At 34.8% G+C, this 16,085-nt stretch carries 12 protein-coding genes and 1 tRNA gene; 7 read left to right on the top strand and 6 right to left on the bottom strand.

The window, feature by feature from the left end:
* Positions 1 to 114 precede the first annotated feature (114 nt).
* Positions 115 to 1,206, top strand: coding sequence for a redox-regulated ATPase YchF (gene ychF / locus ORNRH_RS02485; protein ID WP_014790337.1), 1,092 nt, complete (start codon positions 115 to 117; stop codon positions 1,204 to 1,206).
* A 91-nt stretch (positions 1,207 to 1,297) separates the two neighbouring features.
* Here the strand turns inward: ychF and ORNRH_RS02480 are convergent, their stop codons facing one another.
* Complete coding sequence (locus ORNRH_RS02480; RefSeq protein ID WP_014790336.1) at positions 1,298 to 1,825, bottom strand: RNA methyltransferase; 528 nt, start codon at positions 1,823 to 1,825, stop codon at positions 1,298 to 1,300.
* Between the two features lie 161 nt (positions 1,826 to 1,986).
* Here ORNRH_RS02480 and ORNRH_RS02475 point away from each other — a divergent pair, with 161 nt between their 5' ends.
* The gene (locus tag ORNRH_RS02475; protein WP_014790335.1) at positions 1,987 to 3,102 is read left to right on the top strand and encodes a PepSY-associated TM helix domain-containing protein; all 1,116 of its coding nucleotides are present in this window, start codon (positions 1,987 to 1,989) and stop codon (positions 3,100 to 3,102) included.
* A gap of 143 nt (positions 3,103 to 3,245) precedes the next feature.
* Entirely contained in the window at positions 3,246 to 3,911 is a 666-nt protein-coding gene (locus ORNRH_RS02470) for an ATP-dependent Clp protease proteolytic subunit (protein WP_014790334.1), read from the top strand.
* 95 nt (positions 3,912 to 4,006) lie between these two features.
* On the opposite strand, the gene kbl is transcribed toward ORNRH_RS02470, so the two are convergent.
* Positions 4,007 to 5,203 (bottom strand): glycine C-acetyltransferase, encoded by a 1,197-nt coding sequence (gene kbl, locus ORNRH_RS02465; RefSeq protein WP_014790333.1) that lies wholly within the window; start codon positions 5,201 to 5,203, stop codon positions 4,007 to 4,009.
* A gap of 113 nt (positions 5,204 to 5,316) precedes the next feature.
* Positions 5,317 to 5,973 (bottom strand): alpha/beta hydrolase, encoded by a 657-nt coding sequence (locus ORNRH_RS02460; protein ID WP_014790332.1) that lies wholly within the window; start codon positions 5,971 to 5,973, stop codon positions 5,317 to 5,319.
* 114 nt (positions 5,974 to 6,087) lie between these two features.
* Here ORNRH_RS02460 and ORNRH_RS02455 point away from each other — a divergent pair, with 114 nt between their 5' ends.
* The 3 genes from ORNRH_RS02455 to ORNRH_RS02445 all read left to right on the top strand — a co-directional run bounded on the left by ORNRH_RS02455 (position 6,088) and on the right by ORNRH_RS02445 (position 13,627).
* Positions 6,088 to 6,654, top strand: coding sequence for a hypothetical protein (locus tag ORNRH_RS02455; protein ID WP_014790331.1), 567 nt, complete (start codon positions 6,088 to 6,090; stop codon positions 6,652 to 6,654).
* A gap of 143 nt (positions 6,655 to 6,797) precedes the next feature.
* On the top strand, positions 6,798 to 10,289 hold the full coding sequence (locus ORNRH_RS02450; protein ID WP_014790330.1) for a helicase-related protein: 3,492 nt from the start codon (positions 6,798 to 6,800) through the stop codon (positions 10,287 to 10,289).
* On the top strand, positions 10,289 to 13,627 hold the full coding sequence (locus ORNRH_RS02445) for an Eco57I restriction-modification methylase domain-containing protein (RefSeq protein WP_014790329.1): 3,339 nt from the start codon (positions 10,289 to 10,291) through the stop codon (positions 13,625 to 13,627). Before ORNRH_RS02450 ends, ORNRH_RS02445 begins: the two co-directional genes overlap by 1 nt.
* Here the strand turns inward: ORNRH_RS02445 and ORNRH_RS02440 are convergent.
* Together ORNRH_RS02440 and ORNRH_RS02435 are read right to left on the bottom strand one after the other, a co-directional pair.
* On the bottom strand, positions 13,620 to 14,246 hold the full coding sequence (locus tag ORNRH_RS02440) for a hypothetical protein (RefSeq protein ID WP_014790328.1): 627 nt from the start codon (positions 14,244 to 14,246) through the stop codon (positions 13,620 to 13,622). The genes ORNRH_RS02445 and ORNRH_RS02440 overlap by 8 nt on opposite strands.
* Positions 14,243 to 14,908 carry a BREX-1 system adenine-specific DNA-methyltransferase PglX gene (locus ORNRH_RS02435; RefSeq protein WP_260182323.1) on the bottom strand — a complete coding sequence of 222 codons (666 nt, stop codon included), beginning with the start codon at positions 14,906 to 14,908 and terminating at the stop codon, positions 14,243 to 14,245. Before ORNRH_RS02435 ends, ORNRH_RS02440 begins: the two co-directional genes overlap by 4 nt.
* A gap of 340 nt (positions 14,909 to 15,248) precedes the next feature.
* On the opposite strand from ORNRH_RS02435, the gene ORNRH_RS02430 reads away from it, so the two are divergent.
* Entirely contained in the window at positions 15,249 to 15,860 is a 612-nt protein-coding gene (locus ORNRH_RS02430; protein ID WP_014790327.1) for a master DNA invertase Mpi family serine-type recombinase, read from the top strand.
* A 49-nt stretch (positions 15,861 to 15,909) separates the two neighbouring features.
* On the opposite strand, the gene ORNRH_RS02425 is transcribed toward ORNRH_RS02430, so the two are convergent.
* Positions 15,910 to 15,993 (bottom strand) — tRNA-Leu (locus tag ORNRH_RS02425).
* Positions 15,994 to 16,085 lie beyond the last annotated feature (92 nt).

Raw genomic sequence — 16,085 nt, 5'->3', positions numbered from 1 at the left:
TGCAATTATACATTTTTATTTTTAAATAATTGAAAAACAGCATTATTTTAAAATGTGTCTAAGTTCAGCATTTAGTTGTATATTTGCCCTTCAAATTTTTAAGTCTTACAGTATATGAAATGTGGAATTGTAGGTTTGCCCAATGTCGGGAAATCAACTTTATTTAATAGCTTATCAAGTGCCAAGGCACAATCAGCCAACTATCCGTTTTGTACCATCGAGCCAAACTTGGGAACTGTGCAAGTGCCAGACCCAAGACTTGCTGTGCTTGAGAAATTAGTAAACCCAGAAAGAGTACAGACTGCCGTGGTGGAAATCGTGGACATTGCAGGATTGGTAAAAGGAGCGAGCAAAGGAGAAGGGTTGGGAAACCAGTTTTTGGCAAATATTAGAGAATGCCAAGCCATAATTCATGTTCTGCGTTGTTTTGACAACGGGAACATCACCCATGTCGAAGGAAGTATCGATCCAATTCGCGACAAGGAAATCATAGATTTAGAATTGCAATTAAAGGATCTAGAAACCATTGAGAAAAGACTAGAGAAAGCGAAAAAAGCAGCTAGAACTGGAGACAAAGAAGCTACACTTGTAAAAGAAGTTTTGGAAAAATGCTACGCTTGTTTAGAAGAAGGAAAGAATACTCGCCAGCTTGAGTGGAGCGATGCAGAGCAACCTGTTTTTGATGAGTTACATTTATTAACGGCTAAACCCGTTTTGTATGTGTGTAATGTGGACGAAGCCGCTGTGAAACAAGGCAACGAGTATGTAGAAAAAGTAAAAGAATTTGCAGCCAAAGAAGATGCCCTTGTTATCATGCTTGCGGCACAAATCGAAGCTGATATCATGGAGCTTGAAACTTATGAAGAGCGACAATTATTCTTAGACGAATTGGGCTTAGAAGAGCCAGGTGTCAATCGATTGATTCGTGCGGCGTATGATTTATTAAAACTTCAAACTTATTTTACTGCGGGGGTAAAAGAAGTGCGTGCATGGACTATTCACAAAGGAGATACAGCACCACAAGCTGCGGGGGTGATTCACTCAGATTTTGAGAAAGGATTTATTCGTGCCGAGGTAATTCATTTTGAAGATTACGAAAAATATGGCTCAGAATCTAAATGCCGTGAAGCAGGAAAATTAAGCATAGAAGGAAAAGAATATGTGGTGCAAGATGGCGATGTGATGCACTTTAGATTTAATGTCTAAAAAAATATAGCAAATTATAAATTTTAAAGCCTTTATCTTTTTGGGATAAAGGCTTTTTTCTTTTTAAAAAAAATGCTTAAAAATCGATTTTTTATTTCAAATATTTATAGAATTGCCACATCACAATCCCCGCGCAAACGCTCACATTCAGCGAATGCTTAGTACCCGATTGTGGAATTTCTAAACAAATGTCGCTCAAGTCCACCACCGATTGTTGCACACCCGAAACTTCGTTCCCAAGTATCAATGCGTATTTTTCGCCTTTTTCTGGGACAAAATCCGTGAAATCTGTGCTAGATTCCACTTGCTCTACGCACACAATTTTGTAGCCTTCATCTTTTAATTTTTGCACGGCATCTATGGTTTCTTTCTCGTATTCCCAAGTCACACTTTCGGTGGCACCGATGGCAGTTTTGCGAATCTCCTTATTGGGCGGCGTCGCGGTAATGCCACAAAGCACCAGTTTTTCAATCACAAAAGCATCGCCTGTTCTGAAAACAGCTCCCACATTGTGCATACTTCTTATATTGTCTAAAACCACCACTAGCGGAATCTTAGGGGCATTTTCAAAATCTTCTACGCTAAGTCGGTTTAGTTCATCTACTCGTAGTTTTCTCATGGGTACAAAGATACTTGTTACACGACATTTATAAAATTAATATTTCGGCAATTTCTTGATTAAAAGACCATAAAAACGAAACTCAAACTATTTTAATTTGGTTTTATTCTAAATAAAAATAAAATATTATATTTGTCCACAACTCATGAAAATAAAAATAAATGAATTGGAAGAAAACACGCGAAATATTTAGAATAATTCATCTTTGGGCAGGATTAATTGCTGGAATATTTATTTTTATACTTTGTTTTACGGGAAGTGTTTTGGTGTTTAGAGAGGATTTAGTCAAGGCAATGAACCCGTCGGTTTTTGTAATTAATCCATCGGGCGAAAAGCAAAATATCGAACAATTAATCCAAAAAATTGAAACAAAAACCCATAAAAATGTGGTTTCTTTTGAGTTAAATAATCAAGCAACAGCACCCTACACTTTTATGCTAAAAGATAAAAAACAACAAAAAGGAAAGCCCGAAAGCGTGTGTGTAAATCCTTATACCGCAGAGATTTTAGGGAATAGCAAAGAGCTTGTGGGGAGCGATTTTTTTATGTTTAATTTCAAATTGCACCGTTGGCTACTTTTGCCCATTGAGGCGGGGCGTCCGATTATAGGGATTGTTACTTTGCTCTTTGTTTTAGGTCTTGTGACGGGAATTGTGGTGTGGTTTCCAAAGAATTTAAAGCACTATAAAAGAGGATTTAAAATCAAATGGAAAGCCAATTGGAAAAGGATTAATCACGATTTTCACAGTAGTTTTGGGTTATATTCGTTGTTATTTCTTTTCGTAATGGGCGTTACGGGACTTTGCTGGTCGTTTGGCTGGTGGAAAGATGCATCGAGTTTTGTGATTGGGGCACAAATCTTTAATCGTGAAAAAACAGAAATCAAAGTGCCTGAGCAGGGCGAAAATTTAACTTTAAGCCAAATCGTAGAAAAAGCCAATCAGCAACTTTTGTATGAATACGATGTTTTGCGCTTTTCGGACTTTAATCAAGAAGAAAAAGCCACCGCAGTAAATGCGTATAAAAATGGTTTTGCTGCGATAAGCTTGCCCGACACTTATTATTTTTCGCCTAAAACAGGCGAAGTGCTGGAACAAGAATTAATCAAAGACTTAGCATTTAATGCGTTTTTGGCTAAATCCGTTCACGATTTGCACATGGGGAAATTGTATGGCACTTTTAATAAAATTCTTTTTCTGCTATTTTCTTTAATCGGAGCATTGTTGCCGATTACGGGATTTTTAATCTGGTGGAACAAAGGAAGAAAATTACGATGAAATTTAAATTTACCGCATGATGTGGCATTTTAAATTTTAATCCTAAAAAATCCTATTTTTTTAACTGACAAAATAACATTAATTTTGTATTGGTATTAAATATGCTAAATACAATTTTATAAATATTAAAAACCAAAGAAATAATGGATTTCGGAAAAGAATTTAAAAAATACGCAGTCAAAGGGCAAGGAATCAGTAGCCAAACACTTCATGATTTCGAAAATAGCCTTACTCCATACATTATAGAAGAGCGCAAGTTGAATGTTGCGCAAATGGATGTTTTCTCTCGTTTGATGATGGATAGAATTTTGTTCCTGGGAACAGGAATCGATGATCAAGTGGCAAACATTATTACTGCGCAGCTATTGTTCTTGGAATCGGTAGATGCGAGCAAGGATATCCAGATGTACATCAACTCGCCTGGGGGAAGCGTGTATGCTGGGCTTGGAATTTATGACACCATGCAAATCATTAAGCCCGATGTAGCGACAATCTGTACTGGTATGGCAGCTTCTATGGGAGCGGTGTTGATGTGCGCAGGCGAAAAAGGAAAGCGTTCTGCTTTGAAGCATGCGCGTGTGATGATTCACCAGCCAAGCGGTGGCGCACAAGGTGTGGCAGCAGATATGGAAATTAATTTAAGAGAAATGCTTAAATTGAAAAAAGAATTGTACGAAATCATCGCAAATCATTCAGGGCAAAGTTTTGAGTGGGTGGAAAAAGCATCAGACAGAGATTACTGGATGACTTCTTACGAAGCTAAAGAAAAAGGCATGATCGATGAAGTGCTTGAGCGTAAAAGAGCTTAAACTTAAATTTTTATCATAGAATTAAAAAACTCCGTTTCGATATCGAAACGGAGTTTTTGTTTTTATGGAATTTGGATTTAAAAATTATTTAAAAATTAAATTACGCCTAATTCTTTTCCTACTTTTTCAAACGCAGCAATGGCTTTGTCTAAATGCGCTTTGGTGTGCCCTGCCGAAAGCTGAACGCGGATTCTTGCTTTTCCTTTTGGTACTACTGGGTAGAAGAAGCCTATGACATAAATCCCTTCGTCCAAAAGTTTATCTGCCATCTCTTGCGAAAGTTTAGCATCATAAAGCATCACTGGCACAATCGCAGCATCACCATCTGGAATGTCAAAACCTTTAGCTTTCATTTCTTTTCTAAAGTATTCGGCATTTTCCATGACCTTGTCGCGGCGAGAAGTGTCTTCTGTAAGCATATCCAAAACCTCTATCGCAGCTCCTACGATTCCAGGTGCCAATGAGTTGGAGAATAAATAAGGGCGAGAACGCTGTCTTAGCAAATCAATGATTTCTTTTTTACCAGAGGTGAATCCACCTAATGCGCCGCCTAAGGCTTTACCCAAAGTGGAAGTGATGATGTCCACGCGTCCCATCACGCCATTAGCTTCGTGTGTTCCGCGACCAGTTTTCCCGATGAACCCTGTTGCGTGTGAGTCGTCTACCATAACAAGTGCATTGTATTTTTCAGCTAAATCGCATACACCTTTTAAATTCGCCACGATGCCATCCATGGAGAAAACACCATCGGTTACAATCAATTTGAAACGCGCACCCGCTTCGTCTGCAGCCTTTAATTGTGCTTCCAAATCCTCCATATTATTGTTTTTATAGCGGTAGCGCATCGCCTTGCATAAGCGTACACCGTCGATGATGGAGGCATGGTTTAACTCATCAGAAATAATGGCATCTTCAGCTGTTAAAAGTGGCTCGAAAACGCCACCATTAGCGTCAAAACAGGCTGCATATAAAATTGTGTCTTCTGTGCCTAAAAATTTAGAAATCTTATCTTCTAATTGCTTGTGAATATCTTGAGTTCCGCAAATAAATCTTACCGATGACATGCCGTATCCGTGAGAATCTATTGCTTGCTGAGAGGCTTTCATCACTCTTGGGTTATTGGATAAGCCTAAATAGTTGTTTGCACAGAAATTTAGGAGTTTAGAGCCGTTTTCTAAAGTGATTTCTGCTGCTTGTTGAGATACAATAATGCGTTCTCTTTTGTACAAACCCTCGTCCTTGATTTGGTCGAGTGTACTTTGTAAATGTGCTTTAAATTGATCGTTATACATTTTTTTAGCTTTGAAATGAGTGTTAAAGTTAAAAAATTAAATACAATTAAATGCAATTTTCTGGAACGGATTTTCAACGCTAAAACCGTGTAAAATCTACATTTTGCAGTTGTTTAGCGATAAAGATTAGCATTTACAAAGGTTAGAAAATCGTGGAAATTTTGAGGCACAATTCCATGTCCGCTCAAGTATTCGTGATAGATATTTTTGATTCCTAATAAATTCAGATTTTCAGGCGTTTTTCTCGCCCATTCAATTGGGATTACGGCATCCTCGGTTCCGTGAGAGATAAAATATCTGATTTTTGAATAATCTTTTGGTCTGAAATCTCCAATAATGTCGCTTGCCCAGTAGCCGCTGAGCATAATTACATTTTTGATGTTTCCTGGCGACTGAATGCAGAGGGCGTTGCTTAAAATTGCGCCTTGGCTAAATCCACAAAGCCAAACATTTTCTGGATTTAAATCATAAGTAGAAATCAGTTCAGAAATACATTTTTTGATCAGTGCAATGGCTTGTTGCGCTTGTTCCACATCGTTGAATTTTTCCAAATCCGTGAAATTGATGTCATACCATGCATAGCCACCAAAGCCCAAATCGATTGGTGCACGCAAAGCCACAACGCAAAAATCCTCTGGCAATTCGGGCGCAAAGGAAAATAAATCTGCCTCGTTGCTGCCGTAGCCATGAAGTAGAAGTAAAAGTGGGGCGTTGGGCTTAGATGATTTTCTAATTAAGTAAGGTAAAGATAAGTCGGTGTGTAGTTCCATGATTTTTTTTGCTAAATATTTTAATTAAAGATAGGCTAAAGTAATAAAACTTTCGGTTTCACTTTATAAACTAAATAAAGATTTTTAAATTTGCGAAGAAAATAATTTGTAACTATGAATAAAAACATCAAAATTTCGATTGCCGTTTTATTGTTTTTGGCTGCAGGATATTTGTTTTATAACGAAGAATATGGATGGGGCGTGATTGTGTCGCTGCTTACGGTGATTCCGATTTTCTTGTATTTTAGAAATGAATATATACTTTTAGCTTTTTGGGAAATGAGAAAACAAAATTTGCCAAAGGCTAAAGCTTGGTTGGATAAAATCACTTCGCCAGAAAAACAATTGATTCGCAAACAAATGGGGTATTATCATTTTATGCAAGGGATCTCTACAGGGCAAGAAAACTTAACGGGCTCTGTGGCTCAAATGAAAAAGGCTTTAGAGTACGGATTGTCTTTTGCGCACGATCGTGCAATGGCTAAACTAAACATTGCAGCTGGTGCCATGTCGCAAGGGCGTAAAAACGAAGCGAAAAGATGGCTAGATGAGGCTAAAAAAGAAGATAAACAAAATATGCTTACCGAGCACATTAAAACCATGGAAGAGCAAATGAAACGCATGAATATTGGTCGCAATATGCAAAACCCCAATATGCGCAGAAGAGGAAAGTATTTTTAAATAGTTTTTTAACTTAAGATCAATATTTAACACGAATTAGTTTTACTGATTCGTGTTTTTTTGTGACAGAAAAGAAGATAAATAGTTTAAGTTAGATAATAATTGATTTTTTTGTTAACTTTATCCCATAAAATCTGAATTCAATGATAAATAAATCTTATTGTAATACTTTGGTAGATAATTCTTCAGGATTAAAGATGTGTGATGTTCTTAATGATTATCTCCAGCAAAGTTCAGATTACAAGGAGTTTTGTATAGCTACGGGATATTGGGATTTGCCAGGTCTTTTACTCCTATTGCCTAATCTCATTGATTTTATTAAAAATGGAGGGAAGTTGAAAATACTTATAGGTAAAGAACCTATAGTACGTCCCTATCAGTTGAAGGACTTAGAGGAAGACGATAAAGTATTTCCAGATTTTTATATAAAAAGAGACATTGAACAATTAAATGATACCTATAGGGAATGTGCGGAATTTTTATTAGAAAACTGCACGGAAGATGAAAACTCTCCAGTTGAGATTAGAATTTATGGGCAGAATGAAAAACAGGCATTTTTGCATTCAAAAGCCTATATTTTTAGAAATTTATTAGGTACTAAATCTGTTGGGTTAATAGGTAGTTCTAACTTTACTAAGAAAGGACTGTTAGATAATTCAGAGCTTAATTATTTAGAAACAACGGCACATATTGTAGAATTTGATAATGAAAACTCTCCACTAAAAGGACATAAAAAGTGGTTTTATGAAAAATGGAATGAAAGTGAGCGATGGAATGGAAGGTTTATTAAGGAAGTTTTGATAAAAACATCAATAGGAGAAAAGGCTCAGAAGTCACTAGAAAAAAGAAAGAATAAACTTACGCCTTATGAGGTTTATATCAAGCTTTTGCAGCATGAATTTGGGGAAGTGATAAATAGGGAAAATATAACAGAGCTAGAAACATATTTGCCTAAGGAAATGATACCATTAGAATATCAATTTTCTGCTGTAAATCAATGTTTTTTTACAATGAAAAAGCATGGAGGTTTTTTTCTTTCAGATGTAGTAGGTTTAGGTAAAACAGTAGTGGGAACACTACTGATCAGGCAATTTTTAAATGCTGTTGATGTGCAAAATAGAGAAAGAAAAGTTTTGATTATTACCCCGCCTGCTATAAAATCAAGTTGGGAGAATATAATTGAACGGTTTGATAAAGACAACACAGATCCTATGGCACCTCATGTAACTATGATTACTACAGGGAGTATTGGGAAATTGATAGATGATGAGGAATTTGAAGAAGCCCTACAAGAAGAAATTGTAGGTATTGAAGAATTTGAAACACCGTTAGATGCCAGTAATAACTATGGTCTTATCTTAATAGATGAGAGTCATAAATTTCGAAATAGCGGGACAAATATGTATCAAATGTTGAATCAGTTGATAGATGATATTTACTCTAATACGGGTGTGTATCCTTATGTTGGATTGCTCTCTGCAACTCCTCAGAACAATAAGCCAGATGACTTAAAGAATCAAATTTATTTGTTTCAAAGAACTCCTAAGGAATCTACTTTAGACAAAGTTGAAGGAAGGAACTTGGAATCTTTTTTTACAGAAATCAATAAGAAATACGATGAAATTATAAAATCTCCTTACGCAGAAAATTGGGTGGGGGATTCTATAGAAGATTTTCAGAAATGGAAACGAAAAAGAGATCATGATTTGCATGAGATTTCTATGGAGCTAAGAGAGAAAGTTTTGGCAGATGTACTTGTTCGACGCACCAGAACAGATGTGAAAAAATATTATGCAGAAGATTTAACAAAGCAGGGAATAAAATTTCCAGAAATTTGTGGACCTCATAGTCTAAGGTATGAGATGGATGAGCAGCTTTGCCATCTGTTTGATGAAACAATGAATTTAATTGCTCCTAAACCTAATTTTACTTTTGATGATTCAGAGTATTTATGTTACTACCGCTACCGTGCAACAGAACATCTAGTCTCTCCAGAAAATAGAAAAAAATATAGCACAAGTAATCATGATGTGGGAAGAGTGGGAAAACAGTTGGCTAAAATAATGCAAATCTCACTCGTGAAGCGTCTTGAGAGTAGTTTTAATGCATTTAAAACTTCTCTATATAATCTGCGCCGTTATACAGAAAACATGCTTATTATGCTTAAGGAGGATTGTGTTTTCATTTGCCCTTCATTAAATATCAATGAGGAATTGAATACACAAAAAAACGGACTCAGTATTGAACAGTGTTTTGATAATATTAGAAAGAAAATTGAAAAGCTAAACAAAGAAGGGCGTAATGAAAAGAATCAAAATGCAGAGTACAAAGCCAGTGATTTCAAAGATGAGTATAAAAAACTTCTAGAAAAAGATTATCAGTTGATCAAAATGCTTTGTGAAAAATGGCAAAATAATGATTATGACCCAAAATTAGATAACTTTAAAGAGTCCATCAATACCGTATTGTTTAAGAAAGAAATGAACACTTCTGGTAAATTGGTGATTTTTACAGAGGCGTTAGATACCTTGAAATCTCTTGAAAGAGCAATCAAAAATAAAAATCATCGTCCGCTTGTGATTAGTGCTAAAAATAGAAAAGAAAAAGAAACTATAATTCGAGAAAATTTTGATGCAAACTACGAAGGGGAGCAAAAAGATGATTATGATGTAATCATTACGACAGAGGTGTTAGCTGAAGGGATAAATTTGCACAGAGCAAATGTGATTTTAAATTATGATACTCCATGGAACTCCACTAAACTAATGCAGCGTATTGGTCGAGTAAATCGAATAGGATCTACAAATGAAAAAGTGCACATCTTTAATTTTATGCCATCAGCCAAAGGCGATCATTTGATTAATCTAGTGCAGAAAGCTCATACCAAGCTACAAAGTTTCCATACATTATTTGGCGAAGATAGCAAGATATTTAGTGATGCAGAAAAATTAAGTTCATACGATGATTTAAAACAATTTGTAGAAGGAGAGGAATCTCCTATGCAAAAATACATAGGTGAATTGAAAGATTATAGAGACGAGAATCCAGATCGTTATCAACAAATAGCAGAACATTCAAAGGCATTAAGGGTTATTGTTCAAGGAGATAACGAAGCTTATTTTCTTGTGAAAAATAGAAAGACAAGAGGGTTGTACATTAAGCACAAAAATGGAGATGCTAGCCCTATTCCCACATTGGATTTTCTAGAGCAATTTAGAGCAAATGTTATCGATAAAAATGAATTGCCTTTCCCAGAAAATACAGCAGAAATAGAAGAAAAAGTCTTATTATGCTTTAATCGCCATTTTGTGAAAATTGCAAAAGTGAAGGAAAGTCGCCCAGTAAAAGAGGCTAAAAAAGTGATACACGAATTGCTTGCAAACTATGATTTTAACGAAAAAGAAGAAGATTTATTGAATCAAGCATTCTATTTACTTAAAAAGGGCGATAGAAGTGTGGCGAAAATCATTTTAGCCATAGACGGATATTTTAAAGAAAATGCGTTAATTAAATTTACGCAAGAAGAAGCGGCAAAAATTATTTCAACAAGATTGAATCACATATTACAAGGAGTCGAAGACAAAGACGGAAAAGCAGAAATATTAATTGGTTTAATTACAAAGCCTGAAAAATAATGAAAACTCAAGAAGCATTTAAAAAATATTTTAGTACAGCTTATCAAGGATCTAAAGATTTTGTACAAAATGTAATCTTTCCCATTTTTGGGGAAGATAATTACAAAGAATCTTATGAATACGATGTGCTTACAGAAAATAAAGATTTAAAAAAATTAGCAGATCGTTCTGGAATAGTAAGCGTAAAAGCCATTGGGAGTATCGAGCTTACAGCTTATAGTATTCAAGTTTTTGATATACAAGTTAGAGAAAATATGCAACTTGGGCGTTCTAAGGTGAATATACAGGCTGTAGTGCGTAGAATTACTGAAACTTACCAAGGTGCCTTTATGATTTTTCACCATCTAGACAACGCCAGCGAATGGCGATTTAGCTTCTTTGATCGTGGTGCAGATAATAAAGAAGTAACCTCAGCCAAGCGATATACCTATCTTGTAGGGGAAGGGCAACAGTGTAGAACGGTAGCCGAGCGTTTCGAGAAATTAGCCCAAATCAATAAAATCAAAAGAACAGATATCATAGAGGCGTTTTCTGTGGAATCGCTTAGCAAAGAGTTTTATAATGAGTTATTTGCTTGGTATCAGTGGGTGTTATCGGAGCAGGTGGGAATTACTTTCCCCAATAATATAGACAATCCAGATGATGATCGATGGAAGCTTGAGGAGCAAGTTATACGACTTATTACTAGATTACTGTTTGTGTGGTTCATTAAACAAAAGGGACTTGTGCCAGACATTCTTTTTAAAGAGAAAAATCTTTCAGAAATTTTAAAAGAATTTCAGCCAGAAAGCGCAGAGCAGGGTAATTATTATAATGCTATTTTGCAAAATTTATTCTTTGCAACGCTTAATAAAGCAATAAGTGAGAGAGGTTTTGCTAAGTTAAAGAATAAGAGAGATATTAAGACGCTTTATCGCTATGCAGAAATGTTTCAGGAAGAATCGGAGGACAAGATTCTATCGCTCTTTACTCCAGTTCCTTTTTTGAATGGAGGGCTATTTGAGTGTCTTGATAAAGAAATTTCTACCGATGGCGTTCGTTATCATTTAGACGGATTTAGCCGAAACGATAAAAAATCAGCCAATGGACATTTTAAATACAGAGCGTTTATTCCAAATATCGTATTTTTCGATAAACAAAAAGGGATAATCCCATTATTGAAGAAATATAACTTTACCGTAGAAGAAAATTCCCCAAGCGAGGTGCAAGTGGCACTAGACCCAGAGCTATTGGGGAATGTATTTGAAAACTTGCTAGGCGCCTACAATCCAGAAACCAAAGAATCTGCCCGCAAGCAGTCAGGCTCATTCTATACGCCTAAGGATGTTGTAGCTTATATGGTAGATGAGAGTCTTAAAGTATATCTAGAACAAGCCCTGGAAGGATACCCTACAATTAGCCAAGAAGTTGTAGAGCAGTTGTTTGAATCCGATAGTTTGCCAGAAGTATTAGAGCAAAATCATGATTTGTGCGAAGAAGTCGCAGAGAAGCTCAGAGCCGTTAAAATTTTAGATCCAGCCTGTGGTTCGGGAGCATTTCCTATGGGAATTCTCAATCGTATGGTAGAAATTTTAGAAAAATTAGACGCTAGAAACGAAAAAACGATTTATGAGCAAAAATTGCATTTAATCGAGAAATGTATCTATGGAGTAGATATCCAGACGATAGCCTCTCAAATAAGTAAACTTCGTTTCTTCATTTCGTTGATTGTAGAGCAAGAAAGCAAATTAGACATAGATAATGCTGCCCAAAATTATAATATAAAAACATTACCAAACCTAGAAACCAAGTTTGTAACTGCAAACACTTTGCTAGGCGTAAAAAAGAAAAATATACAATTAAATCTTTTTGAAAATACAGAAATAGAAGATACGAAGCAAGAATTGCTCACAATTCGCAAAAATCACTTCTATGCCCAGACGGCTCATTCGAAAAAGCAACTTAGAGAGCAAGACGCTAAACTGAGAGAAAAGTTGATAAAGCTACTGAAAGAAAATCATGAATTTGCACCAGAAGATGCAATACAATTTTCGCATTGGAATCCATATGACCAAAATGCCAGTTCTCCTTTTTTTGATCCAGATTGGATGTTTGGTATAGAGCAAGGTTTTGACATCGTCATCGGAAACCCGCCTTATATACAACTGATGAAAGATGGAGGAGCGCTTTCTAAAATATATGAAAAATGTAATTTTCAAACCTTTGTAAGGACAGGGGACATCTATCAGCTATTTTATGAGCGTGGTTGGCAACTATTAAAAGAGAAGGGCACACTTTGCTACATTACATCAAATAAGTGGATGCGAGCGGGCTACGGAGAAAAAACGCGTAAATTTTTTGCAGAAAAAACCAACCCAAAAATACTAATTGATTTTGCAGGGCAAAAAATATTTGAATCTGCAACAGTAGATACCAATATTTTGCTATTTGCCAAAGAAAAAAATACCTTTAAAACAAAAGCCTGTGTCATCAAAGAAAGCGTGTTAAATAAATTGAGCGATTATTTTAATCAAAATGCCAATTTTATATCATTTTCATCCAAAGATAGCTGGGTGATTTTATCTCCAATTGAACAGCAAATTAAATCTAAAATTGAGAAAATTGGTATTCCATTAAAAGATTGGGATGTACAAATAAATTATGGTATCAAAACAGGCTATAACGACGCCTTTATAATATCTGGTAGCAAAAAAGATGAAATTCTTGCAAATTGCAAAACCGAAGAAGAACGAAAAAAAACTGCCGAAATTATAAGACCTATTTTAAGGGGCAGAGACATCAAAAGATACGGCTACGATTTTGCCGATTTATGGCTAATTAACACGCATAACGGAATTAAGGAAAAAGGCATAAAGCCTATAAATATAGACGATTACCCCGCTATTAAAAAGCATTTAGACCAGTATTGGAGTCGCTTAGAAAAGAGAGCCGACCAAGGCGTAACTCCCTACAATCTTAGAAATTGTGCATATATGGAGGATTTTTATAAACAAAAAATAATGTACAGTGAAATAGTAAGAGAGCCCCAGTTTTATTTAGATGAAACTGGGAAATTTTATCCTGAAGCAACTACATTTATAATGACAGGAAGTAACATAGAATATCTATATCATTTACTAAATTCGAATGTTGTTACGTATTTCTTTAAGGAATTTTATGCTGGTGGAGGTTTAGGAAATGAAGGGTATCGATATAAAAAAGTGTTTTTAGAAAAGTTGCCAATCCCCAAAAACACTTTAAATATCGAGGTATCCGAAATCAACATAGACAATTATCTTTATAATTTATATGGATTTACAGATGAGGAGATTAAATTTTTAAATGAACAATTTAAATAATGTCTATTTTTAATTTTAAATTTAATTTTTTAGAAATCATTTCTAAATCTTTAGCTTTTTGGTTTGTAGATGTTTGGGTGAATATATAGAATTTACCTATTTTATCTTGTCTATATTTTTTGCTTTTTACTTTTGAAACTAGATTAAAACCAGAATGATGAATACCTAATTTCTCTACCTTCTCTATGCCTACATATTTTATTATTTCACATAAAGTATCTTTTGCTAGTTCATTTTTAAAAATTTTCCCATTAGGTAGAGTTATGCATAAATTCGTTTTGGGAGATTTTTTATGAGGTGCTATAGTATAGCTGATCTCTTTCTTATATTCTTCTCTACTAGTAACGAAAGCCTCCTCTTCTTCAGTTAGTTTTAGACTTCTTTTCTTTGTCATTTTCAATTCTACAGATTTATCTGGGGAATATTCAATAACTAAAACAAGTTCTCTTTGTATCTGAGATAAAATAGGAATTATAGCTGCGCTCATAGCAGGAATCATTTCTTTTTTTATGATATTCTCTTCAACTTTTAAAGTAGATTCTATCGTATTTTTATCTATTTCAACTCCAAGTCTTTTGAAGTTTTCTATAGATTCGTAAAGTTTGTTTAGGTTGTTCATAATTTATCTTTTATGTAATTAATTTCTTCTTCTGTGAAGTTGTAAATTTCATTTAAAATATTATCTATTTTTTCTTCTTCTTTGAAAAAATCTTTTTTATTCAATGATATAATATTTTCAATGAGTTTTTCTATTTTCTTTAAAGTTTCAGATTTAGGCTTAGGGATTAAAAGGGGGGATATAGCTTGCACACTAATAAGCAAATCTCCTGTCCCTGTTTTAGGAGAATCTTTTAACATGTAGTTCCCTATTGATGAATTTAAAAATGCTACTAAAAATTTCATAAATTTACCAGTAGCAAAACAAGTACTATCTAATGCAAATAAATGATTTTCATCGAATGAAAAACGAATTTTAGAGCCGACTCTTTTCCAAACAATTTTTTGTTTATAAAAATCCTCCCAATAATTTGCTCCCCAACGCTGAAGAGCATACCATTCATATCTTATTCCTGTTTCAGCCTTATTTCTTTTACATAATCTATCTTTGTATTTAAGTAAGTGATTATAAACAGCTGGGTATTGTTTTTCAAATTCTTTTTCTGCTTTAAGAGAAGCTCCTTTTATGGTCGTATCTTCATGCAATGGGAAATGCCAAGGAATAAAAAGAAGATATAAATCCGCAAATTCATAAGAATATCGCTTTATATCTCTTCCACGCAATAAGGGTCTTATAATTTCGGCAGATTTTGGGTCTTGCGCAATTAGCTCGTCTTTTCTTTCTCCGTTTATAATAAATGCTTCGTTGTATCCCGTAAGAATTCCTCTATAGATATTAATATCCCAATCTTTGAGCGGAGTACCTATGGCTTCAATTTTCTCTTTTATGCTTTTTTCAATTTCGCTGAGGATAATCCAGCTTTCACTCGAAAAATTACAAATACTAGCCTTTTGATTAAAATAATCGCTGAATTTAGTTATAATTTAATAGTCTGTATTATATTCATCAACTTTGGAATAAATTAAACCAAAATAGAAATATAATAACAAATACAATTAAATTATGATTTACGGTTACATCAGAGTAAGCACAGACAAGCAAACAGTGGAAAATCAACGCTATGAAATCAACAATTTTTGCGAAAAACAAGAAATCCTAATCAATAAATGGATAGAGGAAACTATCTCTGGCTCCAAAAAAGTAGAGGAGAGAAAGCTGGGAAAGCTGCTAAAGAAAATGAAGCCAGGAGATATTTTGATTTGCTCGGAGCTTTCACGTTTGGGACGGAATTTATTAATGATCATGGGGGTGCTAAACGAGTGTATGAACAGAGATATCCAAGTCTGGACGATAAAAGATAATTATCGATTAGGGAGCGATATTAATTCAAAAGTATTGGCATTTGCTTTTGGGTTATCGGCAGAGATAGAGCGTAATCTAATTTCTCAGCGTACCAAGGAAGCTTTAGCGCGTAAGAGAGCAGAGGGCGTAGTTCTCGGAAGACCCAAGGGGAGTAAATCGTCCAAAACCAAACTTACCGGTCAAGAGAAAAAAATACAAGAATTATTAGAAAAAAAAGTTTCGTATTCGGCAATTGGTAGAATTTTGGGTGTTCATCGTCTCACTGTTTCAAGTTTTGTTAAGCGACAAAATATGGAAAAAATAGAATTTTAAGTGAAAAAAACAAAAAGCCTCAAAATCAAAAGATTAAGAGGCTTTTCTGTACCCGAGGCCGGAATCGAACCGGCACGGTATTGCTACCACTGGATTTTGAATCCAGCGCGTCTACCAGTTCCGCCACTCGGGCTGAAACGGATTGCAAATATACTATTTATTTTTAATTCAGCAATATTTTTTCAAAATATTTTTAGTGCATTTCTTTAGTTAAAAAAATAGACA

The sequence above is a fragment of the Ornithobacterium rhinotracheale DSM 15997 genome (assembly GCF_000265465.1).
In the GTDB taxonomy this organism is placed as follows: domain Bacteria; phylum Bacteroidota; class Bacteroidia; order Flavobacteriales; family Weeksellaceae; genus Ornithobacterium; species Ornithobacterium rhinotracheale.
The sequence above is the reverse complement of the archived record's forward strand: the minus strand, read 5'-3'. Positions and strand labels throughout refer to the sequence as shown.